Here is a 19,998-nt window from a genome sequence, read left to right as displayed (position 1 = left end):
AGACCCCAACCAGCCAATGCCGTTATGAACAATCATTCCCAGATCTATGACTGCGACACCTACTGTGAAAACGGCATACTAAAGAGGGAAATTTTAAAGGCTAATTCCTCCGGAAGACCGGGAACCTCTCACGATTCCCGATCTTCCTTTTTTACAAAACCATTCCCCCCTGTTTATTTTACAAGACTAAAAAATATTGAGACGGTAATGCACTTTGTTGCAGAACCGGCTGAAATTCCTATATTTAGGTCTCCTGAAGCTCCACAAAGAGCCCCGGAGAACTACCGGTGGGCAACTATGCCTAGGGAATTTTTCAACAGCACTTAATATTGAAATATTGGGCATTAAGCAACTCATACAAAAATGCAAAAAGCAGGACATAAAGGCGCAGGAGCAGCTTTATAAGATGTTTGCGCATAAATTGTTCCCGGTTTGCCTTAAGTACTCATCAACCTATCAACAGGCAGAAGACAACCTGCAGGACGCATTTTTGATGATCTTTAAGAGCATGCCCCAGTATAAAAATAAAGGTTCTTTTGAAGGATGGATGAAGAGGATCGTGATCAACACCGCCCTTCAGAAATATAGAAAACAAACAGTCTTTGAGATCATTAGAGATGATTTTCACAAAGATCCAGAAATTGAAGTAGAAGAGGATGAAGTTTCCGTTGATTACTTACTGGAGATCATACAGCAGTTGCCAGATCGTTATCGGCAGGTCTTCAATCTCTATGTACTCGATGGTTTCTCCCATAAAGAAATTGCTGAAATGCTAAATATTTCTACCGGAACCTCAAAATCGAATCTTGCAAGGGCCAGAGTGATCCTGAAAGAGAAAATAGAAAGCAGTCTATATAAAACAGCCGCCCGATCTGTATAATGAAAGAAAAGAAGTACATAGACCGGCTCTATCAGGAGAAGTTTCGCGATTTTGAAGCAGCGCCCAGCGGTGCCGTGTGGAAAAATATTGAAGCCAAACTTCAGGAAAAGCAAAAACGTCGGCGCGTAATACCGCTTTGGTATCGCTATGCAGGTGTGGCCGCCATAATGGCCTTCTTTTTTATGATTGGAGACTGGATCCTGCCTGTAAAAAATTCTACATCGGTAGCGGGTGAAGAGACCGAAGCACCTGCAATGAATAGGGCACTTTCACCAATAATTCCGGTGATACCTATTGCTTCGGAAGAAAGCACGGCTGCTATAGCGAGTCCTTCTGAAGTATTAACCCGCAATTCTAAACCTGTTGCTAACAAGAAAGCTTCAGAAGAAAATATGAGAACCGCTGAAGAAACAGCTTCAGAAATAAGTTCCAAAAATGCCATTTTTGACACCCCTCTGGCTGTTGCCTCTATACCACTTCAGCAGGAAAAAACAGCTTCCGAAGATTCGAAACCTGAAGATTTAAGGCCTTCAATCTTTGATGCCGTGAAAACTCCTGAAGAAAAAGCAGTAGCCAACACCCGGGAAAAGAGCCACTTTGAAGTCTCTACCCATGCCAGCCCCATTTATTATGGCAAAATGGGGACCGCGAACCCTCTTGAGGTTGGTTATAACGATAGCAGGCAGGCAGAAATCACTTATTCTTATGGGGTGAGGCTGGCAATGGAGCTTAGCGACAGAATAAAAGTGAGATCGGGCGTTAGCCGTGTAGATCTTGGTTACAGCGCTAATGGCACCGGATACCAGTCGGCCACCGGGATCTATTCTGTTAGAAATACTTCCCTGGTAAAAGTCAAAGATTCTGATATGAAGATGGTTTCCGGCAGTTTTACGAATAACCGAACCAGCAGCACCAACCGTACCCAGGCCGGGGTATTCACCCAGGGTAATCTAAGTCAGAAAATAGGATATATTGAAGTTCCCATAGAAGTTGAGATCAACCTGTGGCAGAACAAGTTTGAAGTGAATCTTATTGGGGGTGGAAGTACGCTAATCCTGGAAGATAACGAAGTTACGCTTAGCACAGGCAACACTACGGCAACCGGAAAAGCCAATAACTTAAATGAAGTGAGCTTTAGTGCCAATATTGGTTTGGGACTTGATTATAATCTTTCGGAAAGATTCAAGCTCAACCTGGAACCAATGCTGAAGTATCAGCTAAAAACTTTTGACCAGCCCAATGGAGATGTACAGCCTTATTTCATGGGCGTGTACACAGGTTTCAGCTATAAATTTTAAGAAAGTTTACCAGATTTTAATTCCTGCAGGATCACCTCCCTCGTCTGTTCCCGAACCTCCTTTTTATTTTGCTGCTCAAGACCTTTTGTGGGTATAAATTCTTTGATCTTTACTCGCATTTTACCCGGGCTACCCTTAGTGAAAATGTAAGGAAAACGTTTTTTATTGTCGTAAAATACAATAGGAACTATGGGAATCTGGTGATCTATAGCCAGGCGGAAAGCGCCATCTTTAAAGTTGTCGAGAAGAACACTGGCATCATCGGGCACACCACCCTCAGGAAAGATACAAATACTTGTGCCGTTATTCAATCGGCGTTGTGCGCTGTCAAAAACCTCCTTTCGGCTTCTTTGATTCTGGCGGTCAACAAGAATACAGGTGCGTTTATAGAAGTATCCAAAAAGGGGAATTTTCACCAGCTCTTTTTTTCCGACGAAAACGAACGGATTCTTAACCGCCACCAGCATGAGCATTATATCGGTCATTGAAGTATGGTTGGCCACCAGCATATAACTTTCTCCTTTCACAAGTTTTCGTTCCCGCTTTATTTTGGGGAAGAAACCCATTCCGTATAAAATAAAGTAAGCCCACCAGCGCGCAATCATAAAGAACTGCGGATAAAATCTCGTCCTGGAGGTAAACAACAGTAAAAACGGAAAAAAAACAATGATGGGAATGGCCATAAGGATATAGAACCATATTCTCCACAAGACAACCAGGAAAGACCTAAGTATATGCATAACGGCCAAAAGTAATGAATTGAATTGAACGTCTTCCCTAAAAAAGATACCTTTGTAGAAAAATACAGAAAGCCGATGTCTAGAATTCTCACCGGAGTACAGAGTACCGGTACTCCTCACCTGGGGAACATCTTAGGAGCCATTATTCCCGCCGTGGAAATGGCCAACGACCCAAAGAATGATTCATTTTTATTTATAGCAAACCTGCATACTTTAACCCAAATTAAAGATCCGAAGGTGTTAAGGGAGAATACCCTCTCTACCGCAGCTACCTGGCTGGCTTTTGGTCTTGATGTTGATAAAACGGTTTTTTACAGGCAGAGCGATATCCCACAGGTTACAGAGCTTACCTGGTACCTCAACTGCTTTTTCCCATACCAACGCCTCACCCTGGCCCACTCTTTTAAAGATAAAGCCGACAGACTGGAGGATGTTAATGCCGGATTATTTGATTATCCTATTTTAATGGCTGCGGATATTCTTTTGTATGATGCTGAAATTGTTCCAGTAGGGAAAGATCAACTACAACACCTGGAAATGACCAGGGATGTGGCTTCGAGGTTTCATGCAAAAATGGGAGAAACTTTTGTAATGCCCGATGCGCGCGTTTCTGAAGAAACCATGTACGTACCCGGTACCGATGGGGAAAAAATGAGCAAATCTAAAGGTAATATCATCAACCTGTTTTTACCCGATAAGCAACTGCGGAAGCAAATCATGGCGATACAAACTGACAGTACTCCCCTTGAAGAACCAAAAGACACCGAATCTGACAATGTTTTCAACATCTACAAACTGGTAGCATCTAAAGAAGAGACTTCCGAGATGAAGAAGAAATATGAAGCAGGAGGTTTTGGATACGGGCATGCCAAACAGGCACTTTACAACCTGTTGATCACCCGGTTTGAAAAGGAACGTGCCCAGTACAATTTCTACATGCAGAACCCCGACAAAGTGGAAGAAGCTCTTGCTGTAGGTGCAGAAAAAGCCCGAAAGGTAGCCGATGATGTATTAATGCGGGTAAGAAAAAAATTAGGTTACTAAACCGCCTCAAAAAGTTTACCTGGCAAAGGCTTTACCACGCCTTTGAGTTCCATATTGAGCAAAAGTGTAGCTGCTTTAAAAGTTGGGATACTGCAGTTGAGCGCGATAAGATCAAGCTGTTCTTTTCCCCTGTCTTTTAAGTAGCCGTAGAGTGCCTGCTCATCTTCTTCAAGTTCTACAAAAAGCTGTTTTTGAACCGCTTTTACCGGGGTTTGAGGGTGCCAGTTGAGCATATAAACGAGATCGGCCGCACTGGTCATGACATGGGCCTGCTGAGATTTGATAAGCATATTACAGCCTTTGCTTTGAAGATCGGTAGGCCTGCCGGGAACTGCAAAAACTTCCCGGCTATAAGAGTTTGCAATATCGGCAGTGACCAGAGATCCTCCTTTTTCGGCGCTTTCAATGACCACTGTAGCCTCGCTCATTCCGGCGATAATGCGGTTTCTCTTCAAGAAATTATTCCGGTCAAAGGTATCTGTACTCCAGAAATCGGTTAGAAAACCACCGTTGTTCTCTACCCCGGCCACATACTTTTGATGAACCGCCGGGTACATATGATTTAGCCCGTGGGCAAGACAGCCAACGGTTTGTAGATTGTGTTTAATGGCTGCCCGTTGTGCCGCAATGTCTATCCCGTAAGCAAATCCTGAAACGATCACCGGGTTAAGGGGTGCGAGCTCTTCTATGAACCTTTCACAAAAAGAAATTCCGTGGGTAGTTGCCTTACGCGTGCCAACTATACTAAGAATCTTCCTATTGCCAAGTTGAATATTTCCTCTTTCAAAAAGCAGGATAGGTCCGTCAAGGCAGTGTTTTAATCTTTCGGGGTAATTGCTGTTCTCGTAGTAAAGTGTTTTAACTTTGTTGCGTAAAATAAATTCCAGCTCTTTTTCGGCAGCTTTAAGATTTTCAGATGAAAAAAGGTAGCTGAGCTTGGTATTTCCTATCCCGTCAATTTTGAGCAATGCGGTCTTTTTTTCCTTAAAAACAGCCTCGGCAGATCCAGTGTGGCGGATGAGTTTTTTAGCTGAAACATCCCCCAGATTTGGAACGTGCTGCAAAGCCAAAACATACTGTAAATCAGAATCTTTCATAGCCAAATTAAAGCCTGAAAAGTAGCAGAAAAATTTGTTAATAAAATATAGAAAGCCTGTTTTTTCAGAAAATAAAAATCTTTACATTTGTTTCAATGGCAATAGCAAATTACATCCACGATCTTCTATACCGATATGAATGTGTAATTCTTCCGGGGTTTGGTGCTTTTATTACGCAACAACATTCCGCAGGCATTCATCCTTCTAACGGGGAATTTTTTCCTCCAAGAAAAACAGTTTCTTTTAATCGCCAGCTCATTAAGAATGATGGCCTGTTGGCTAATTATATTATGGAAGCTGAAAAGGTATCGTACAATAATGCCCTTGAACAGATAGAGCAATTTGTACAGGATTTGGAGCTGGTTCTTGAAAAAAACAAGACGGTGAATTTTCAGAATGTGGGTTCTTTTTCTTTAACTGAAGGAGAGAAACTACAATTTGAACCTGCTGCCCAGATGAACTTCATGAAAGAAGCATTTGGCCTTGATTACTTTAAGAGGAATGCTGTGTCCCGTGAAGTGTACAAACAACAGGCACAGGAAATTGAAGAAAAAGCACCTGTCGCATTTACACCTGAAAGAAGGGCTAACCGCTGGTTAAAATATGCCGCTGTAGGTCTTGTTGCTATTGGACTTAGTGGAGCTGCCGGCCTTAATATTTACAGTGATCAGGTAAATGAGCACAATATTGCCGAACAACAAAAAGCCGCTTCTCAGCTGGAAAACAAAATTCAGCAAGCCACTTTTGTAATTGACAATCCGCTTCCTGCTGTTACTTTAAAAGTCTCTAAACAAACCGGAAACTATCATATAGTAACCGGAGCCTTTAGAGAAGCCGAAAATGCTGCCAAAGCTGTAGAGGAACTTAAAGCCCAGGGATTCAAAGCCCGCCAAATTGGTGAAAATAGATTTGGCCTGCACCAGGTGATCTCCAGTAGTCATGAAACCCGCAGGGAAGCTACCAATGAGCTTTACCGGGTGAAAAAGTACAATCCTGGCGCGTGGTTACTCGTTGAAGAGCTGTAAGTTCAGTTCGCATTTCTCAGTTTTTAGTAGGCAGGTAATACTGGTTATGACTGATATCTACTATATCTTGAGTTATAAGCACCAAATTCCAGGCACCAACTTTAATTTCCAAGGATAATGTTTATCGCTGATCGTTCATTCCTACGTGACCAGCTATCCCCTTTTTCCCTTTGAATTTCACAGATTCTCACCCATTTTTTTGCAACCCAAAACCCGCAGAACATAATAGATGTTCAATTAATATCCTATATAAAATTTAAACCCAAAAAAATTCTGGGTTTGCAAGGTAGTTCAGCCAGACATTGAGATGGATAACGAAAAACTGAGCCACTAATCCTGACAATTCAGATGGTTCAGCTAAAACGAAGCGAAGGTACTTAAACTGAGCACCGAGCACTGAACACCAGACTGCCTGCTAATCACTGCCTACTTCTACTTTTTTAATACCTCCTTAACGGCATTTAGAATAAAGCATGTTAACTTTGCCGAAAATTTAAAAAATGCAAGCCAGAACTCCAGAAGATTCCAAAACCACTCTTACAGACCTCGTTTTACCAAGCGAAACCAACCCGTTAAATAACCTTTTTGGAGGGGAATTGCTTGCGCGGATGGATCGTGCAGCCAGCATCGCCGCAAGACGCCATAGCCGCAGAATTGTGGTTACTGCCTCTGTGAACCACGTAGCTTTTAATAAGGCCGTCCCTCTGGGAAGTGTGGTAACTGTGGAAGCAAAAGTTTCAAGAGCTTTTAAATCTTCAATGGAGATCTATATAGACGTTTGGGTGGAAGATCGCGAGAGCGGAGAACGCAGTAAAGCGAATGAAGCCATCTACACCTTTGTAGCTGTAGATGAGACCGGAACACCGGTAGCCATTCCACCTTTAGAGCCAGAAACCGAACTGGAAAAGAAACGCTATGAGGCTGCCTTACGCCGCAAACAACTAAGCCTTGTACTCGCCGGAAAAATGAAACCATCTGAAGCAACAGAACTTAAGGCATTATTCGTGAATTCCTAGAAGATGGCTCGGATATAAAATCTATGCTGAAAACCGGCAACTATTCTATATTCAGGCTTCAGCTCATGAAATATGTCGCTCCTCCGGAGCTCCATTCCATAGAAATAAACAGTCCTGACTCTAGATTCTAGAGTATTGATTTTCGGTCTCAGAAAATTACATCTGGTAGATCCACTCTTCGGGGTTAAGTTTTTGGTTGTTCTTGTACATTACAAAATAGAGCGTAGTTCTGCCGTCGGTCTTGTTAATTGCGATACTTCCAATGTCCTGACCAAGCACCACCTGCTGACCCTTACGTACATCAACAGAATCAAGGTGATTGTAAATGGTGATATAATCTCCGTGTCTTACCATAACCATGAGGCTGGATCCTTTAACGGCAATAATTTCACTTACCGTGCCGCCAAAAATAGCCCTGGCCTTTGAGTTAGGATCTGTCGCTATTCTCACACCATTACTGTTCATGGTAGCAGTCTTTACTATAGGGTGAGGTTGTGTTCCAAAGCGAAGCACCACGGTACCTGTTCTTACCGGCCACGGAAGTTTCCCTTTGTTCTTTTCAAAATCGGCAGCAAGAGCTTTGGCCTCGGGCGTAAGCTTAAAGACACTTCTTGAGGTAGAACCTTCTGCCTTGTTGTTTGCAGCAATGGCTTCTTCGATAATTCTCTCTATCTCGCGGTCTATCGCATTTATTTCCTGCTGTTTCTTCTTGAGCTGAGAAGCAAACTGACCTTCTTTTTTACGAACTTCAGCAATTAGAGACTGCTGTTCTTTTTTGCTGTCTTCCAGCAGCGCACGGGTCTTCCGGTTTTCAACAATTAGCTTGTCCTTTGTTTTCTTTTGTTCTGCCAGGCTTTGGTTGAGCTTTTGAAGTTCTTCGGTGCGCAGCTGGATCTCCTCTCCCTGCTGATGCCGGTAATTGGCATATTGCTTCATGTACTGAAGCCTTTTGTAGGCTTGCAGGAAGTTTTCCGAAGAAAGCAGGAACATAATTCTGCTCTGTTGCGACTTACTCTTATAGGATTTGCGAATCATTTTACTGTAATCCTGCTTAAGCTGCTCGAGTTCCTTACGAAGGGTGCCAATCCGGTTTTGGTTGGTATTGATCTCTCGTGTAAGTAAATTGGCCTGTTGATTCGTCACCCGAATCAACTTTTCGGTACTGCGAATTTGTTGGTCGAGGTCTTCCACCTCGGTAAGTATAGATTTTTCTTTCTTTAGGTTTGAAGTCCGTAAAGAATTGATCCTTTTGATCTCATGCTGCAAATCCAGCCTTCGTTGCTCCAGCTCTTCCCGCTTTTTTTCCTGAGAAAAGCCGTGAAGGCTTGACAATAAAAATCCTGCAAAAAAGACATGCCGTAATAGAACCTTTATCTTCATTCTATGCTAATTTCTTCGTAGCCCGAAGGTATTGAAAAAGGAAAAGAAACAGGAACATTGAACTCAATGTTTCTAAAGGTCATATCTATACGTGTATTTTGGGTGCCTTCTGTAGCTATGATCTTGATTTGTAACGGGAAAAGCTGCCGGCCAATCTTCTGATATTCCGGGTAAGTGACTGTTACGCTCCTGTTGCCCTGCTCCTGCCCCAGTTGTTGTGCCAGTGCCTTAAAGTTTCCGGCGTCAAGAAGGAACATTCGCTTCAGGAAATTTTCCTGTTCAGGTTGCAACTGGTAGCCTCTTGAAGATTCCGTCAATTTATATCTTTCTTCCCTAAGGTCATAAATAGTTTGGCCCAATAAAAGATTCTGAACCTTTTCATAATCTAATGGTGTGCCCAGCAGATCACTCAATAAACTGAAATCTCCAGCAAAATAAGTCTTCGTGATTTTTTCATAGAACTGCACCGAATTTGGTGTGATCAAGACCTTAGCCAGCGGAATGCCCAGCAACTGCCCGCTCATCCAGATGGTATCATTCTTTTTCATCCTGAAATTCACTGTAACACTCTGGCTTCGCTCTTCTGTCTGGTAATCTAGACTAAGCCTGCCCTGTAGGGTATTGAACTCCACTTCACGGGTGTAGTGTTGATCAACCACAGCTGCTACAGCAGCATCTTCGGGGGCTACAGTACCCATTTTTGCTTTCCGGGCACCGCCGCAGGATGGGAACAGGATTAAGGAAATAAGAACTACGGGAATTAATTGTTTACAGGTCATTCAGTATTAATTTTCTAATTTTTCAGCTTTTTTCTGAGCTTCTGCAGCTTTTTCAGCTTTGTTAAGGCCTTTATATGTTATAGCGAGTTGACGGTGAAATTCCCGTTCAGTTTCGGCATCATCAATGAGGTAATCCAGGCCTGTAAGAAGTATTTCTTCTGCTTTTTGATATTCCTTCAAGCCGTTAAGAGCATTTCCCTGCATGAGAAACAACCACGCCTGGGTAGGAAAAATTTCAAGACCTTTTTCAGTGAGTAATTTCACCTCTTCAAAATGCCCTTTTTCAGCCTCCAGTTTTATGACATTTCGATACAAATTAAAATCATCCATGTCATTTTCAAGCGCAATTTTAAAATAATTTAATGCCAGCTCCTTCTTTCCTTTTTCAATGAAGAAAGTGCCAAGCTGCTTATAGACCTTCAGGTTATTTTCTTTTTCTGAAAAAGTCTCTACCAGTTGTATCAAATCTTCTTCCAAAGAAGGATTTTCGGTTACATAAATTAAAAAATCATTGAGCGCCTGATACTTTGTGACTTCATCTATCTGGTCACTATTAAGCAGGATCTCCATAGACTTAACCGCCTCTTCAGCTTTATTATCGGCAATATAGAATTTGTAAAGGGCCAGGTGCACGAGCTGGGAACCGGGATTTATTTCCAACAATTCCCTTGCAGTTGCAAAAGCTTCTTCCTCCTGCCCGTTTTCGCTGTAAACAAAGATCAGGTTGAGATAATCCTGTTCGTTTTTAGGGTTCTCTTCAATGTTTTCCTCTAAATCGCTTATCTGTGCCTCCACGTTGTTGGTACGGGCATAAACCTGCCGCCTCAAACTTTCCCGATAGGTGCTGGACCCTTTCACCTGGTCGAGCGAATCGAGAAGGCTTAGAGCTGCATCATATTTTTCGGTCTGAATGTACAGGTTCACCAGGTCTTCTGAAAAAGCGGTATTCAACCGGGCCAGATCTCTTACCACCGGCAGTGCCTTTTTGAATTCCCTGCCCTCAAAGTAAGTGGTGTAAAGCTCCTCAAGTATTTCCTCATTCTGGGGGACTGCTTTTCGACCTTTTTCCAGATACACCGCAGCCTGGGAATATTGGCCAAGCGCATTATAGTTTTTACCCAGCTCAAGATATACTACAGGTTCATCGGGCTTTAACGCCAGACTTTGCACCAGTTCATCTATTGCCTTTTCATAATTTTCTATTGCCTTTTGCTTTAGTGCCTCAAAAAAATGCTCCTGAAAGGCATCTGTTACATTTCCCAGGTCATCCTGGGCCATTTCTACTACCGGTTTCTCCTGTGCATAGGAGAGACTTCCAAGCTGTAGCAGGGTCAAAAATGGTATTATGTAAAGCCTTTTTTTCATGCATTTTTTAATGCTGCTAAGCGCTACTCCAGCACAGAGTAATCACCGATACTAATTTCGGTAAATTCCCCATTGAACCTGGCAAAATTACCTATCATAGCGTTGTTAAGATCTGCATTTTCTACTTCAGCAAAGGTTTGGATCAAACTGTTTTTAATGGTCGAGTTACTTATTTTAGTTCCGTTTCCAATAGAAACATTAGGTCCAATTTTGGCATTTTTGAGCACCACGTTCTCACCAATGAAGCAGGGTTCAATAATTTCTGAATCTTCCATTTCAACATTTGAAGCCACCAGCTTTTCACCATCCTGCTGAAGGAAACTGAGCATCCTGGTGTTGGTCTCTACAGTTACCTGCTTGTTACCACAATCCATCCATTCATCAACTTTCCCCGGAACGAATCTCGCACCTTTCTGCTTCATCGCCTCTATCCCGTCATTGATCTGGTACTCCCCGCCGCGAATAATGTTATTATCAAGCACTCCCTGCAGTTCGTTCTTAAGAACCGCTACATCTTTGAAGTAGTAGATCCCGATAACGGCAAGGTCTGACACATATTCTGAAGGTTTTTCAACAAGATCAGTGATCTCCCGCTTCTCGTTTAACTGCACTACGCCATACGCTGAAGGGTTTTCTACCTGTTTTACCCAAATCACCGCATCGGCTTCTTTATCTAACGTAAAATCGGCTTTAAAAAGTGTATCGGCATAAGCAATCACTGCGGGGCCTTCTAAAGAATCTTTGGCACACATAATAGCATGACCGGTGCCAAGAGGTTTATCCTGATAGTAGATGGTGCCCTTTGCGCCCAGGGTCTCTGCAATTTTCTTTAAATCGGTTTCTACTTTTTCACCGAAATCTTCTCCAATGATAAAGGCAATTTCATCGATCTTTTCATCGAGAACTTTTGCGATATCTTCAACCAGCCTGTGAACAATGGGTTTACCGGCAATGGGAATTAAAGGTTTTGGAACTGTTAATGTATGTGGACGAAGCCGCGACCCGCGACCTGCCATGGGAACTATGATTTTCATGTTTTTAGTATTGAGTATTTAGTAGTGAGTAGTGAGATCTTAGGTTAAGATTCTTACTTACTAATGAATTTGTTCTTGATTTATTGTTTGTTGTTCCTTGCACGGCTTTTGAGATCCTGATCACTGTTAATTATTTACTGATCAAAACTGCCTACTGAACACTGAGCACTGCGTACTAGACCCCCGTGCTTCCGAAGCCGCCGCTGCCGCGTGATGTTTCTTCGAGGGTGTCAACTTCTTTCCAGGTGATGTGTTCGTGACGGGAGATCACCATCTGTGCAATGCGCTCCCCATCGTTTATTGTGAATTCTTCATTAGAAAGGTTCACCAGGATCACCCCAATTTCCCCCCGATAATCGGCGTCTATTGTGCCGGGAGAATTTAGTACCGTAATGCCTTTTTTGGCAGCCAACCCGCTGCGTGGGCGCACCTGGGCTTCGTGGCCTACTGGAAGTTCAATGAAAAGCCCTGTTTTGACAATAGCCCGGGCTAGGGGTGCCAGGGTAACAGGTTCAGAAATATTGGCCCGCAGGTCCATTCCTGCAGATGATCCGGTTTCATAGGCCGGTAATTCGTGCTTTGATTTGTTGATTATCTTTACGTTCATGCTTTGTTAGTTTTCTTCGGAAGCAGTTCAAATTATGACCTCTTCAAAAGCTGTTTTAACTGATCCTTTTCAGCGTAATAAATAAGGGCAAAAAAGATAAGGATTAATATACTTCCGAAGTAATAATTATTTCTAAAAAGGTAGAAATAGATCCCCGAAAAAGTGAGAGAAATGAGCAGGTAGCCACCAATTCGCTTCAGGTCATAAGGAATGGGATAATATTTTCTTCCGAAGTAAAAAGAGAGCAACATCATGCTGCCATAGGCCACCATGGTCGCAACGGCCGACCCAACATAGCTGTAATAAGGAATAAGCCAGAAGTTAAGGATCAACGTAACTGCGGCTCCAAAAAGGGAGATATAGCCGGCAAATTTTGTGCGGTCGCTCACCTTATACCAAACCGAAAGATTGTGGTAAATACCCAGGAAAAAGTTGGCTGCCAGAATCATTGGTACCACCACCATGGCGTCCCAGTATGAGGAATCTCTAATGAGCAGCAATTTTAAAAGGTCAGAAAAAATGGTAACCAGTACCAGGATAAGGGCGCCAAAAATGACAAAATATTTGGTGATTGTGGCGTAGGTTTGAGGCGCATTCTTTTCTTTGGAATGACTGAAGAAGAAAGGTTCAATCCCCAACCTGAAAGCCGTGGCAAAAAGGGTCATAAACAGGGCAAGCCGGTAACAGGCAGCATAGGCACCAACTTCAGACTTTGCAATATCCTGAGGCAACAGCCAGCCGAGCAGGATCTTATCAAACACTTCATTAATGACAAAACCAATCCCCGCAATTAATATTGGGGTGCCGTAGTTTAGCATTTTTTTCCAAAGACTGCTGTTAAAAGTATATGGCAGTTTAAAATAAAATGGCAACATGACCAGGAGCGTTAGCCCACTGGCAACAAGATTGGCAATGAAAATATAGGCAATTTCGAAATTGGGAATGTACAGGGTCTCAAAAATGGCATTTTTGGATGCTAATTCTGGCAGATAGACAATGAAAAAGATATTGAGCCCGAGGTTAACAGCAACATTTCCAATCTTGATTGCAGCAAAAACACCTGGCCTTTCGGTGGCCCTAAGCCAGGCAAAAGGTATGGTCGTCAGAGCATCGAGTGCCAAAATCAGGATCACGTAGAGCACGTAATGAGAGGCAATGGCCGTAGCAAAGGAAATTTCTTCCATAAAGAGAAACCCCAGCAGTAGAAATATGCAGGTAGAACCTATTAATGAAAGTGCAGAGGTGGCTGTGACCTCTTTACGGAATTCTTCCTGATGAAAAAACCTGAAAAATGAGGTTTCCATCCCATAAGCGAGCAGCACGTTAAACACTGCCATCCAGGAAAATACGATTGCTACTTCTCCAAAACCTTGGGTAGGAAGGTAAGCAGAATACAGCGGCAACAACAGGAATGATAGCATCCTGGGTACCACTGTAGCAACACCATAAACGACGGTTTGTTTAAATAGCTTCTGAAAGAGCGCCAATAGTTTTTGCTTGAGAATTCCTCACAAATGTACTATTAATGCTGAATGTTTTTAGGGTTTTTTAGGCGCACTTGTTCGCTGTCTTTTTTCTGAATATTTTTTATCCTGAAGAATTTTTCCTTACCATTCCGGGTATAGTGCACTACTGCCTCACCTTCGGCAAGTTCGAAAGGTATTTTCTCAATCATTTTTGGTACTTCGTTCCCAAATTCCTTTTTTGGATCTTTATGCATAACAAAATCCTTTGTTGCACTGGGAATTTCAAATCGCGCCACGTAAAGGTCGGGGTTGGAAGGATCAATTTCAAGTACACCTTTTCTTCCGCGGAAGTAAACGGTATCCATCTTAATCTCTGAATTTGCCACCACCGGAATGAATAAATTAAAGCCTGAACCTGCGCCCCTCACACCACCCTTCCAGGTAGTGTAAAAAGCTTCTCCCACAGCTTTGGGCGGCTCCTCCTGCAATTGTTTGCCATTGGCACAGTTACTAAAGCTCATAAGGATTAAAAGTGCCGAAAAAGAGAAAAAAAATGGTTTCATCGCTTAAAGGAATTATAGGTTCAGGAGGTAGTACTCCAATTTTGATACCAATTATTTTTTTAGAACTAAAATCGCTGTGCACAAAGAGCCATTAATCAAGACAGGTGCTTCAAATTTTGAAATTATTAGGGGACTTTTCTGAATTTCCCGCTAACAACCCATAAAAAAGAGAACTCCGCATCAGGATGACACGGAGTTTCAAAAAGCTGAAATTTTCAGCAATAATTTTATTTATTCAAAGCTTCAGAATTGGATAATTTGACTTCGCTATCGCTACGTCCAATTGTCGCCAGCTGAATCTTTATTTATTCAAAGCTTCAGCTCCACCGACAATTTCAAGAATTTCGTTGGTGATAGAAGCCTGTCTTGCTTTGTTGTAAGATAACTTAAGGGAATCTCTAAGTTCCTGAGCATTATCTGTAGCCTTGTGCATTGCTGTCATACGAGCCCCGTGTTCTGAAGCAAAAGAGTCACGCAGGGCTTTATAGACCTGCATTTTAAGAGATTTTGGAATAAGCTCCATCACGATCTCCTCTTTTGAAGGTTCAAAAATGTAATCTAAGGTCACATTTTCATCTTTTTCAACAGGAACGATAGGCAAAAACTGCTCTACCTGCACTTCTTGAGTAGCGGCATTTTTAAACTGGTTGTACACCAAAACGATGCGGTCGAACCTGCCTTCTACAAAAAGGGCCATTAATTCTTTGGCAAGAGCTTCAGCATTCTCAAAACTAAGGTCGTCATAAATAGCCGTCTCGGTTTTGTAGATGTTGAATGTTTTCTTCAGAATATCATTTGCCTTTTTTCCTACGCTGTAGAATTCTACGCTTTTATCGCTGTAATCGCGGTTTGCAACGTATTTTGATGCTTTTACGATATTGGAATTAAAAGCACCTGCCAATCCACGATTCGAGGAAATTGCTACCATAAGCACCTTGTTCACCTCACGTTGCTCGGCGTATTTGCTCGATTGGTCACTGTCTAGTGTCGCGCTGAGAGACTGAAGTAGTTCAGAAAGTTTTTCTGAATAAGGACGCATAGCGGTAATGGCATCCTGCGCCTTGCTCAACTTTGCAGCCGATACCATTTTCATGGCACTGGTGATCTGCATGGTTGAAGACACCGAAGTAATCCTGCTTCTTAATTCTTTTAAATTGGCCATTCTTTTTAGTTATGAGTTAAGAGTTGAGAGTTATGAGTTTTTTATTATTGAAACTATAATTCTTATCAACTCTTCACACTTAGCAATTAAAATTTTGCAATCAATATCCGAAGTTGCCTCTATTAGCTCTAACCAATATTTGGTTTCGTCGGCCTCTTTTAAAGCAATACCGAATTTGTTTTTAAAATCTTTTGTACTTACTCCCCTTTGTGCTTCTCTAACATTGGCTCCAATACTAGTTCCACTTTTTAAAAGCTGGGAAGCCAGCTCAAATTCATTTCGTTTTTTCAAGGACCGGGTAAAGAGAACGATATCACAAGCAAACTGGAAACTTTTAATCCGAACCGGGCTATTTTCCAATTTGCTCATAACTCAAAACTCTTAACTCTGCACTTGCATACTACTTTTTATATTTAGCTGAAATCTCCTTAGCTACGTTTGTAAGCGTGTCGGTGATTTCATCTGTATATTTACCTGCTTTTAGTTGATCAAGTACATCTCTGTGCTTGGCATCAAGATATTCCAGGTAATCTTTTTCAAATTCTCTTACTTTCTCTACAGGAACGTTTCTCAACAGGTTCTTGGAACCGGCAAAGATAATCGCGATTTGGTTCTCTACAGGATAAGGGTTGTTCTCGGCCTGTTTAAGGATCTCCACGTTACGCTTACCTTTTTCGATCACATTCAATGTTGCAGGATCAAGGTCTGACCCGAACTTGGCAAATGCTTCCAATTCACGGAACTGTGCCTGGTCTAGTTTAAGTGTACCGGCAACCTTCTTCATCGATTTGATCTGCGCGGCACCACCCACACGTGATACAGAGATACCTACGTTAATTGCAGGACGCACACCAGAGTTGAAAAGATCGGATGTTAAGAAGATCTGCCCATCGGTAATCGAGATCACGTTGGTTGGGATATACGCCGAAACGTCACCCGCCTGTGTCTCAATAAGCGGAAGTGCGGTAAGCGATCCTCCACCTTTTACTTTGTCTTTCAAAACATCAGGAAGATCGTTCATGTTCTTCGCGATACTATCATCAGCAATCACTTTTGCAGCACGCTCAAGCAATCTTGAGTGAAGGAAGAAAACGTCTCCAGGATATGCCTCACGCCCCGGTGGACGTCTTAGAAGCAAAGATACCTCACGGTAAGCTACAGCCTGTTTTGAAAGGTCATCATAAACGATCAATGCAGGACGACCTGTATCTCTAAAATACTCACCAATCGCAGCACCTGCAAATGGAGCATAAACCTGCATAGGAGCAGGATCGGATGCGTTTGCAGCTACGATAGTGGTATAGGCAAGAGCTCCTTTATCTTCAAGGGTCTTGGCGATACCTGCCACAGTAGAGGCTTTTTGCCCTACCGCAACATATATACAATAAACAGGCTCCCCTGCATCGTAGAATTCTTTTTGGTTTAGGATAGTATCGATAACCACTGTTGTCTTACCAGTTTGACGGTCACCAATTACAAGCTCCCGCTGTCCACGACCAATTGGTACCATGGCATCGATAGACTTGATTCCCGTTTGAAGCGGCTCGGTTACCGGCTGACGGTAAATTACCCCCGGTGCCTTACGCTCTAATGGCATTTGGAATGTCTCACCCTGTATAGGTCCTTTCCCATCAATAGGCTGCCCAAGCGTGTTTACAACACGTCCAACAATTCCTTCTCCCACATTGATAGAAGCAATACGCTGAGTTCTCTTAACGGTTGCTCCTTCTTTTACCTGTTTGTATGGACCTAAAAGTACCACCCCAACATTGTCTTCTTCAAGGTTAAGTACAATTCCTTCCAATCCGCCTTCAAATTCAACTAACTCCCCGTATTGTGCGTTGGAAAGTCCATAGACGTTAGCGATACCATCCCCAATATTGAGAACTGTACCAACTTCGTCAAGGGAAGCCTTAGCCTCAAACCCGGAAAGCTGTTTCTTTAATATTGCTGATACTTCAGCCGGATTAATTTCTGCCATAATTATTTAGAATAAAATGCTACGCCCAGGCGCAGCGGTTTTAATTAAATTTTTGCTACGTATGTATTGTTCTGTAATTCTCTTTTGAGACCTGTAAGCTGTGACTTCACACTTCCGTTATATTGGATGTCACCCACTCTTAATATAAACCCGCCAATGATACTCTCATCAACAATGTTCTCAATCTTAGCCTCATTCCCCGTTAGTTCCTTAACTTTTTGCTGAATCTTTGCTTCAAGTGCAGGAGTAAGCGGTATAGCCGTTGTAACCTTCGCTACCTGTACTCCGTTCATCTCGTCATAAAGACGCTCATAACTTGATGCAACCAAAGGAAGGATGTTCAAACGATTGTTCTCAATTAGGATCTCAAATAATCCTGAAGTCACGCCATTCACAGATTTAAAGATCTCTAAAAGGGCATTTTTCTTCATGGTATTTTTCACCACAGGGCTCTTCAAAAAGGCCTGGAGCTCTTCACTATCCTTTATAGTCTTACTAATAAGAACCATATCGGCGTTTACCTCTCCAGTAACATTTTTGTCTTGCGCCAGGCTCAAAAGGGCTTTGGCATATCTCGCTGCTGCTCTACTTCCGTGCATCTTCTTAGTTTAAGGTAACATCACCAAGCATGTCTTCTACCAGCTTTTCCTGCTTGGCTTTGGAAGAAAGCTCTTCTCTTACCACTTTCTCGGCAATTTGAACAGATAGGGTAGCCACCTGATTCTTGATATCGGCCAGGGCTGAATTCTTCTCATTCTGAATAGTCGCCTTTGCCTGCTGGATCATTTTCTCACCTTCTTTCTGAGCATCTTCTTTAGCTTCAGAAATCATTTTTTCTTTGATCTCTCTTGCCTCTTTGATCATAGCATCACGCTCCATACGGGCTTCCTGCAATAACTTTTCGTTATCGGCCTGAAGGTTTTGCATTTCCTTACGCGCATTTTCAGCCGAATCTAATGCATCCTGTATGCCCTGCTCTCTCGCATTAAGTGCATCTAAAATTGGTTTCCACGCAAATTTTTTCAGCAAAAGGACCAGCACAACAAGGATAATGATCTGCCAGAAAAACAATCCAAAAGAAAAATCGTTGACTAACTTTTCCATATTCTATCTTATTTCTTCTATTGTTTAATTTTTAAATAATTCAAGCTTTGCAGCCAACCGCTGCAAAGCCTGAAGTTCTTTCTGATTGATTACACTGCAAAAAGAGCAGCAAAAGCAACACCTTCCAAAAGTGCAGCGATGATAATCATTGCAGTTTGGATTTTACCGGCAGCTTCTGGCTGACGTGCAATTCCTTCCATTGCAGCGCTACCAATCTTACCAAGACCAAAACCAGCTCCAATAATAATTAAACCAGCTCCAATCAAATCTAAATTTAAGGCTTCCATACTTACTTATTAAAAATTAAACTTACTCTTAAATGTGTTTATATTATACTACGGGAATATCTTCGTTGTCGGCAGGGTGATGATCATCATGCTCTTCAACCGCCATCCCTATGTAAAGGGCACTAAGCAGGGTGAAGATATATGCCTGTAAAAAAGCCACCAGTAATTCAATGATAGAAATGAAAATCGTAAACCCAAAGAAAGCCGGACCTGCGATCCAGTTTTGGAATACCACGATCAATCCCAATAGAGTCATGATAATTACGTGACCTGCAGTCATGTTTGCAAAAAGACGTATCATGAGCGCAAAAGGCTTGGTGAACATTCCCAGCACCTCAATTGGGGCAAGGATGATCTTCATTGGAACAGGTACTCCCGGCATCCAAAAAATGTGTTTCCAGTAGTCTTTATTTCCGCTGAACTGAACAATAAAGAATGTGATCAATGCCAAAGCCATGGTCACCGCGATATTCCCGGTTACGTTCACACCAAGTGGCGTCATACCTAAAAGGTTAAGGATCCAGATAAAAAAGAAAACTGTCAACAGGAATCCGGTATATTTTCTATAGTTCTTCCCAATGTTGGGTTTTGCGATCTCATCACGCACATACAACACAAGAGGCTCAAGCACTCTTCCCGAACCTTTTGGAACCTTACGGCTCTTATACTGTCGCGCCAAACCTCCAAAAACAAGAAGCATTAGAATACTCACAACCAACATATAAAGTACATTCTTGGTTATAGAGAAATCTAACGGACGTTCATTTGAAGGAAATCCATTCTCACCATAAGTGATAGTACCCTCGGCATCTGTTTTATAGATCTTAGAATGATAAAGACGGTAATGCTGTCCATCAATTACAGCAAGGTCTTCTCCATGATGGAATTTTCCTGAAGAAAAAACCTTTACCCCATCATCCCAAAGGATCACAGGAAGCGAAAAACCATAATGTGCGCCGGTTTCTCCGTCAGAAAAGAAATTTACATAATGAGAATCTGCAAGGTGATGATCAATATAATCCTTAATTTCTTCTTCGGTATTGACCTTTGCATCGCCCCCTTCCTGAGGCTCTTTTGCAGTAAATGCCTGTGAACTAATACTCACAAACATTAAAAGACAGGCTAATAAAAACTTCGCAACGTTTTCCTTTTGCATTTTCGGGTGAATTA

General features: G+C 42.3%; 22 protein-coding genes. 6 read left to right on the top strand and 16 right to left on the bottom strand.

Annotated elements, in window-relative coordinates; translation table 11 throughout:
• The first annotated feature begins 24 nt into the window (after positions 1-24).
• The 3 genes from V5739_RS07965 to V5739_RS07955 are packed head-to-tail and all read left to right on the top strand — an operon-like array spanning position 25 to position 2,178.
• Positions 25-327 (top strand): hypothetical protein, encoded by a 303-nt coding sequence (locus V5739_RS07965; RefSeq protein ID WP_423820341.1) that lies wholly within the window; start codon positions 25-27, stop codon positions 325-327.
• Between the two features lie 10 nt (positions 328-337).
• Positions 338-880, top strand: a complete 543-nt coding sequence (locus V5739_RS07960) for an RNA polymerase sigma factor (protein WP_266070121.1) — start codon at positions 338-340, stop codon at positions 878-880.
• A complete protein-coding gene (locus V5739_RS07955) occupies positions 880-2,178 on the top strand; it encodes a hypothetical protein (protein WP_423820340.1) in 1,299 nt (432 codons plus the stop codon). Before V5739_RS07960 ends, V5739_RS07955 begins: the two co-directional genes overlap by 1 nt.
• On the opposite strand, the gene V5739_RS07950 is transcribed toward V5739_RS07955, so the two are convergent.
• Positions 2,175-2,918, bottom strand: a complete 744-nt coding sequence (locus tag V5739_RS07950; protein ID WP_423820339.1) for a lysophospholipid acyltransferase family protein — start codon at positions 2,916-2,918, stop codon at positions 2,175-2,177. The two genes, V5739_RS07955 and V5739_RS07950, sit on opposite strands and share 4 nt — an antisense overlap.
• A 75-nt stretch (positions 2,919-2,993) precedes the next feature.
• Between V5739_RS07950 and trpS the strand changes: the two genes are divergently transcribed.
• Entirely contained in the window at positions 2,994-3,962 is a 969-nt protein-coding gene (gene trpS, locus V5739_RS07945) for a tryptophan--tRNA ligase (RefSeq protein WP_423820338.1), read from the top strand.
• On the opposite strand, the gene dprA is transcribed toward trpS, so the two are convergent.
• Positions 3,959-5,059, bottom strand: a complete 1,101-nt coding sequence (gene dprA, locus V5739_RS07940) for a DNA-processing protein DprA (protein WP_423820337.1) — start codon at positions 5,057-5,059, stop codon at positions 3,959-3,961. The two genes, trpS and dprA, sit on opposite strands and share 4 nt — an antisense overlap.
• A gap of 95 nt (positions 5,060-5,154) precedes the next feature.
• On the opposite strand from dprA, the gene V5739_RS07935 reads away from it, so the two are divergent.
• Together V5739_RS07935 and V5739_RS07930 are read left to right on the top strand one after the other, a co-directional pair.
• The gene (locus V5739_RS07935; RefSeq protein ID WP_423820336.1) at positions 5,155-6,084 is read left to right on the top strand and encodes an SPOR domain-containing protein; all 930 of its coding nucleotides are present in this window, start codon (positions 5,155-5,157) and stop codon (positions 6,082-6,084) included.
• 500 nt (positions 6,085-6,584) lie between these two features.
• Entirely contained in the window at positions 6,585-7,100 is a 516-nt protein-coding gene (locus tag V5739_RS07930) for an acyl-CoA thioesterase (RefSeq protein ID WP_423820335.1), read from the top strand.
• A gap of 156 nt (positions 7,101-7,256) precedes the next feature.
• On the opposite strand, the gene V5739_RS07925 is transcribed toward V5739_RS07930, so the two are convergent.
• The 14 genes from V5739_RS07925 to atpB form a co-directional block, all read right to left on the bottom strand.
• Complete coding sequence (locus V5739_RS07925) at positions 7,257-8,480, bottom strand: murein hydrolase activator EnvC family protein (protein ID WP_423820334.1); 1,224 nt, start codon at positions 8,478-8,480, stop codon at positions 7,257-7,259.
• A complete protein-coding gene (locus V5739_RS07920; RefSeq protein ID WP_423820333.1) occupies positions 8,477-9,259 on the bottom strand; it encodes a DUF4292 domain-containing protein in 783 nt (260 codons plus the stop codon). Before V5739_RS07920 ends, V5739_RS07925 begins: the two co-directional genes overlap by 4 nt.
• A 6-nt stretch (positions 9,260-9,265) precedes the next feature.
• Positions 9,266-10,624, bottom strand: coding sequence for a tetratricopeptide repeat protein (locus V5739_RS07915; RefSeq protein WP_423820331.1), 1,359 nt, complete (start codon positions 10,622-10,624; stop codon positions 9,266-9,268).
• 23 nt (positions 10,625-10,647) lie between these two features.
• Positions 10,648-11,658, bottom strand: coding sequence for a sugar phosphate nucleotidyltransferase (locus V5739_RS07910; RefSeq protein WP_423820330.1), 1,011 nt, complete (start codon positions 11,656-11,658; stop codon positions 10,648-10,650).
• A 175-nt stretch (positions 11,659-11,833) separates the two neighbouring features.
• The gene (gene dut / locus V5739_RS07905; RefSeq protein WP_266070132.1) at positions 11,834-12,265 is read right to left on the bottom strand and encodes a dUTP diphosphatase; all 432 of its coding nucleotides are present in this window, start codon (positions 12,263-12,265) and stop codon (positions 11,834-11,836) included.
• A gap of 32 nt (positions 12,266-12,297) precedes the next feature.
• Positions 12,298-13,752: an oligosaccharide flippase family protein gene (locus tag V5739_RS07900; protein ID WP_423820329.1), complete on the bottom strand. Its 1,455-nt coding sequence runs from the start codon at positions 13,750-13,752 to the stop codon at positions 12,298-12,300.
• A gap of 35 nt (positions 13,753-13,787) precedes the next feature.
• Complete coding sequence (locus V5739_RS07895; RefSeq protein WP_423820328.1) at positions 13,788-14,294, bottom strand: hypothetical protein; 507 nt, start codon at positions 14,292-14,294, stop codon at positions 13,788-13,790.
• A 301-nt stretch (positions 14,295-14,595) separates the two neighbouring features.
• Positions 14,596-15,456, bottom strand: coding sequence for an ATP synthase F1 subunit gamma (atpG, locus tag V5739_RS07890; RefSeq protein WP_423820327.1), 861 nt, complete (start codon positions 15,454-15,456; stop codon positions 14,596-14,598).
• A gap of 30 nt (positions 15,457-15,486) precedes the next feature.
• Positions 15,487-15,825, bottom strand: a complete 339-nt coding sequence (locus V5739_RS07885; protein ID WP_266070136.1) for a four helix bundle protein — start codon at positions 15,823-15,825, stop codon at positions 15,487-15,489.
• Positions 15,826-15,856: 31 nt separating this feature from the next.
• Positions 15,857-17,437: a F0F1 ATP synthase subunit alpha gene (gene atpA / locus V5739_RS07880; RefSeq protein WP_423820326.1), complete on the bottom strand. Its 1,581-nt coding sequence runs from the start codon at positions 17,435-17,437 to the stop codon at positions 15,857-15,859.
• A 44-nt stretch (positions 17,438-17,481) separates the two neighbouring features.
• A complete protein-coding gene (gene atpH, locus V5739_RS07875) occupies positions 17,482-18,036 on the bottom strand; it encodes an ATP synthase F1 subunit delta (protein ID WP_423820325.1) in 555 nt (184 codons plus the stop codon).
• A 4-nt stretch (positions 18,037-18,040) separates the two neighbouring features.
• Complete coding sequence (locus V5739_RS07870; RefSeq protein ID WP_423820324.1) at positions 18,041-18,541, bottom strand: F0F1 ATP synthase subunit B; 501 nt, start codon at positions 18,539-18,541, stop codon at positions 18,041-18,043.
• An 89-nt stretch (positions 18,542-18,630) separates the two neighbouring features.
• A complete protein-coding gene (atpE, locus tag V5739_RS07865) occupies positions 18,631-18,828 on the bottom strand; it encodes an ATP synthase F0 subunit C (protein WP_029036344.1) in 198 nt (65 codons plus the stop codon).
• A 43-nt stretch (positions 18,829-18,871) separates the two neighbouring features.
• Entirely contained in the window at positions 18,872-19,984 is a 1,113-nt protein-coding gene (atpB, locus tag V5739_RS07860; protein ID WP_423820323.1) for a F0F1 ATP synthase subunit A, read from the bottom strand.
• Positions 19,985-19,998: the final 14 nt, after the last annotated feature.

The sequence above is a fragment of the Salinimicrobium sp. TIG7-5_MAKvit genome, assembly GCF_049569215.1.
Taxonomy (GTDB): domain Bacteria; phylum Bacteroidota; class Bacteroidia; order Flavobacteriales; family Flavobacteriaceae; genus Salinimicrobium; species Salinimicrobium profundisediminis.
This window is presented reverse-complemented; position numbering and strand designations above follow the sequence as displayed.

What these genes read in the sequence shown, in the direction of transcription:
- atpH (WP_423820325.1), bottom strand. Translation starts at nt 18,036, where the DNA reads ATGCACGGAAGTAGAGCAGCAGCGAGATATGCCAAAGCCCTTTTGAGC.
- V5739_RS07915 (WP_423820331.1), bottom strand. Translation starts at nt 10,624, where the DNA reads ATGAAAAAAAGGCTTTACATAATACCATTTTTGACCCTGCTACAGCTT.
- V5739_RS07950 (WP_423820339.1), bottom strand. Translation starts at nt 2,918, where the DNA reads ATGCATATACTTAGGTCTTTCCTGGTTGTCTTGTGGAGAATATGGTTC.
- V5739_RS07925 (WP_423820334.1), bottom strand. Translation starts at nt 8,480, where the DNA reads ATGAAGATAAAGGTTCTATTACGGCATGTCTTTTTTGCAGGATTTTTA.
- atpA (WP_423820326.1), bottom strand. Translation starts at nt 17,437, where the DNA reads ATGGCAGAAATTAATCCGGCTGAAGTATCAGCAATATTAAAGAAACAG.
- V5739_RS07910 (WP_423820330.1), bottom strand. Translation starts at nt 11,658, where the DNA reads ATGAAAATCATAGTTCCCATGGCAGGTCGCGGGTCGCGGCTTCGTCCA.
- V5739_RS07895 (WP_423820328.1), bottom strand. Translation starts at nt 14,294, where the DNA reads ATGAAACCATTTTTTTTCTCTTTTTCGGCACTTTTAATCCTTATGAGC.
- V5739_RS07965 (WP_423820341.1), top strand. Translation starts at nt 25, where the DNA reads ATGAACAATCATTCCCAGATCTATGACTGCGACACCTACTGTGAAAAC.
- dprA (WP_423820337.1), bottom strand. Translation starts at nt 5,059, where the DNA reads ATGAAAGATTCTGATTTACAGTATGTTTTGGCTTTGCAGCACGTTCCA.
- V5739_RS07920 (WP_423820333.1), bottom strand. Translation starts at nt 9,259, where the DNA reads ATGACCTGTAAACAATTAATTCCCGTAGTTCTTATTTCCTTAATCCTG.
- dut (WP_266070132.1), bottom strand. Translation starts at nt 12,265, where the DNA reads ATGAACGTAAAGATAATCAACAAATCAAAGCACGAATTACCGGCCTAT.
- V5739_RS07955 (WP_423820340.1), top strand. Translation starts at nt 880, where the DNA reads ATGAAAGAAAAGAAGTACATAGACCGGCTCTATCAGGAGAAGTTTCGC.
- atpB (WP_423820323.1), bottom strand. Translation starts at nt 19,984, where the DNA reads ATGCAAAAGGAAAACGTTGCGAAGTTTTTATTAGCCTGTCTTTTAATG.
- trpS (WP_423820338.1), top strand. Translation starts at nt 2,994, where the DNA reads ATGTCTAGAATTCTCACCGGAGTACAGAGTACCGGTACTCCTCACCTG.
- V5739_RS07870 (WP_423820324.1), bottom strand. Translation starts at nt 18,541, where the DNA reads ATGGAAAAGTTAGTCAACGATTTTTCTTTTGGATTGTTTTTCTGGCAG.
- V5739_RS07930 (WP_423820335.1), top strand. Translation starts at nt 6,585, where the DNA reads ATGCAAGCCAGAACTCCAGAAGATTCCAAAACCACTCTTACAGACCTC.
- V5739_RS07935 (WP_423820336.1), top strand. Translation starts at nt 5,155, where the DNA reads ATGGCAATAGCAAATTACATCCACGATCTTCTATACCGATATGAATGT.
- V5739_RS07885 (WP_266070136.1), bottom strand. Translation starts at nt 15,825, where the DNA reads ATGAGCAAATTGGAAAATAGCCCGGTTCGGATTAAAAGTTTCCAGTTT.
- atpG (WP_423820327.1), bottom strand. Translation starts at nt 15,456, where the DNA reads ATGGCCAATTTAAAAGAATTAAGAAGCAGGATTACTTCGGTGTCTTCA.
- atpE (WP_029036344.1), bottom strand. Translation starts at nt 18,828, where the DNA reads ATGGAAGCCTTAAATTTAGATTTGATTGGAGCTGGTTTAATTATTATT.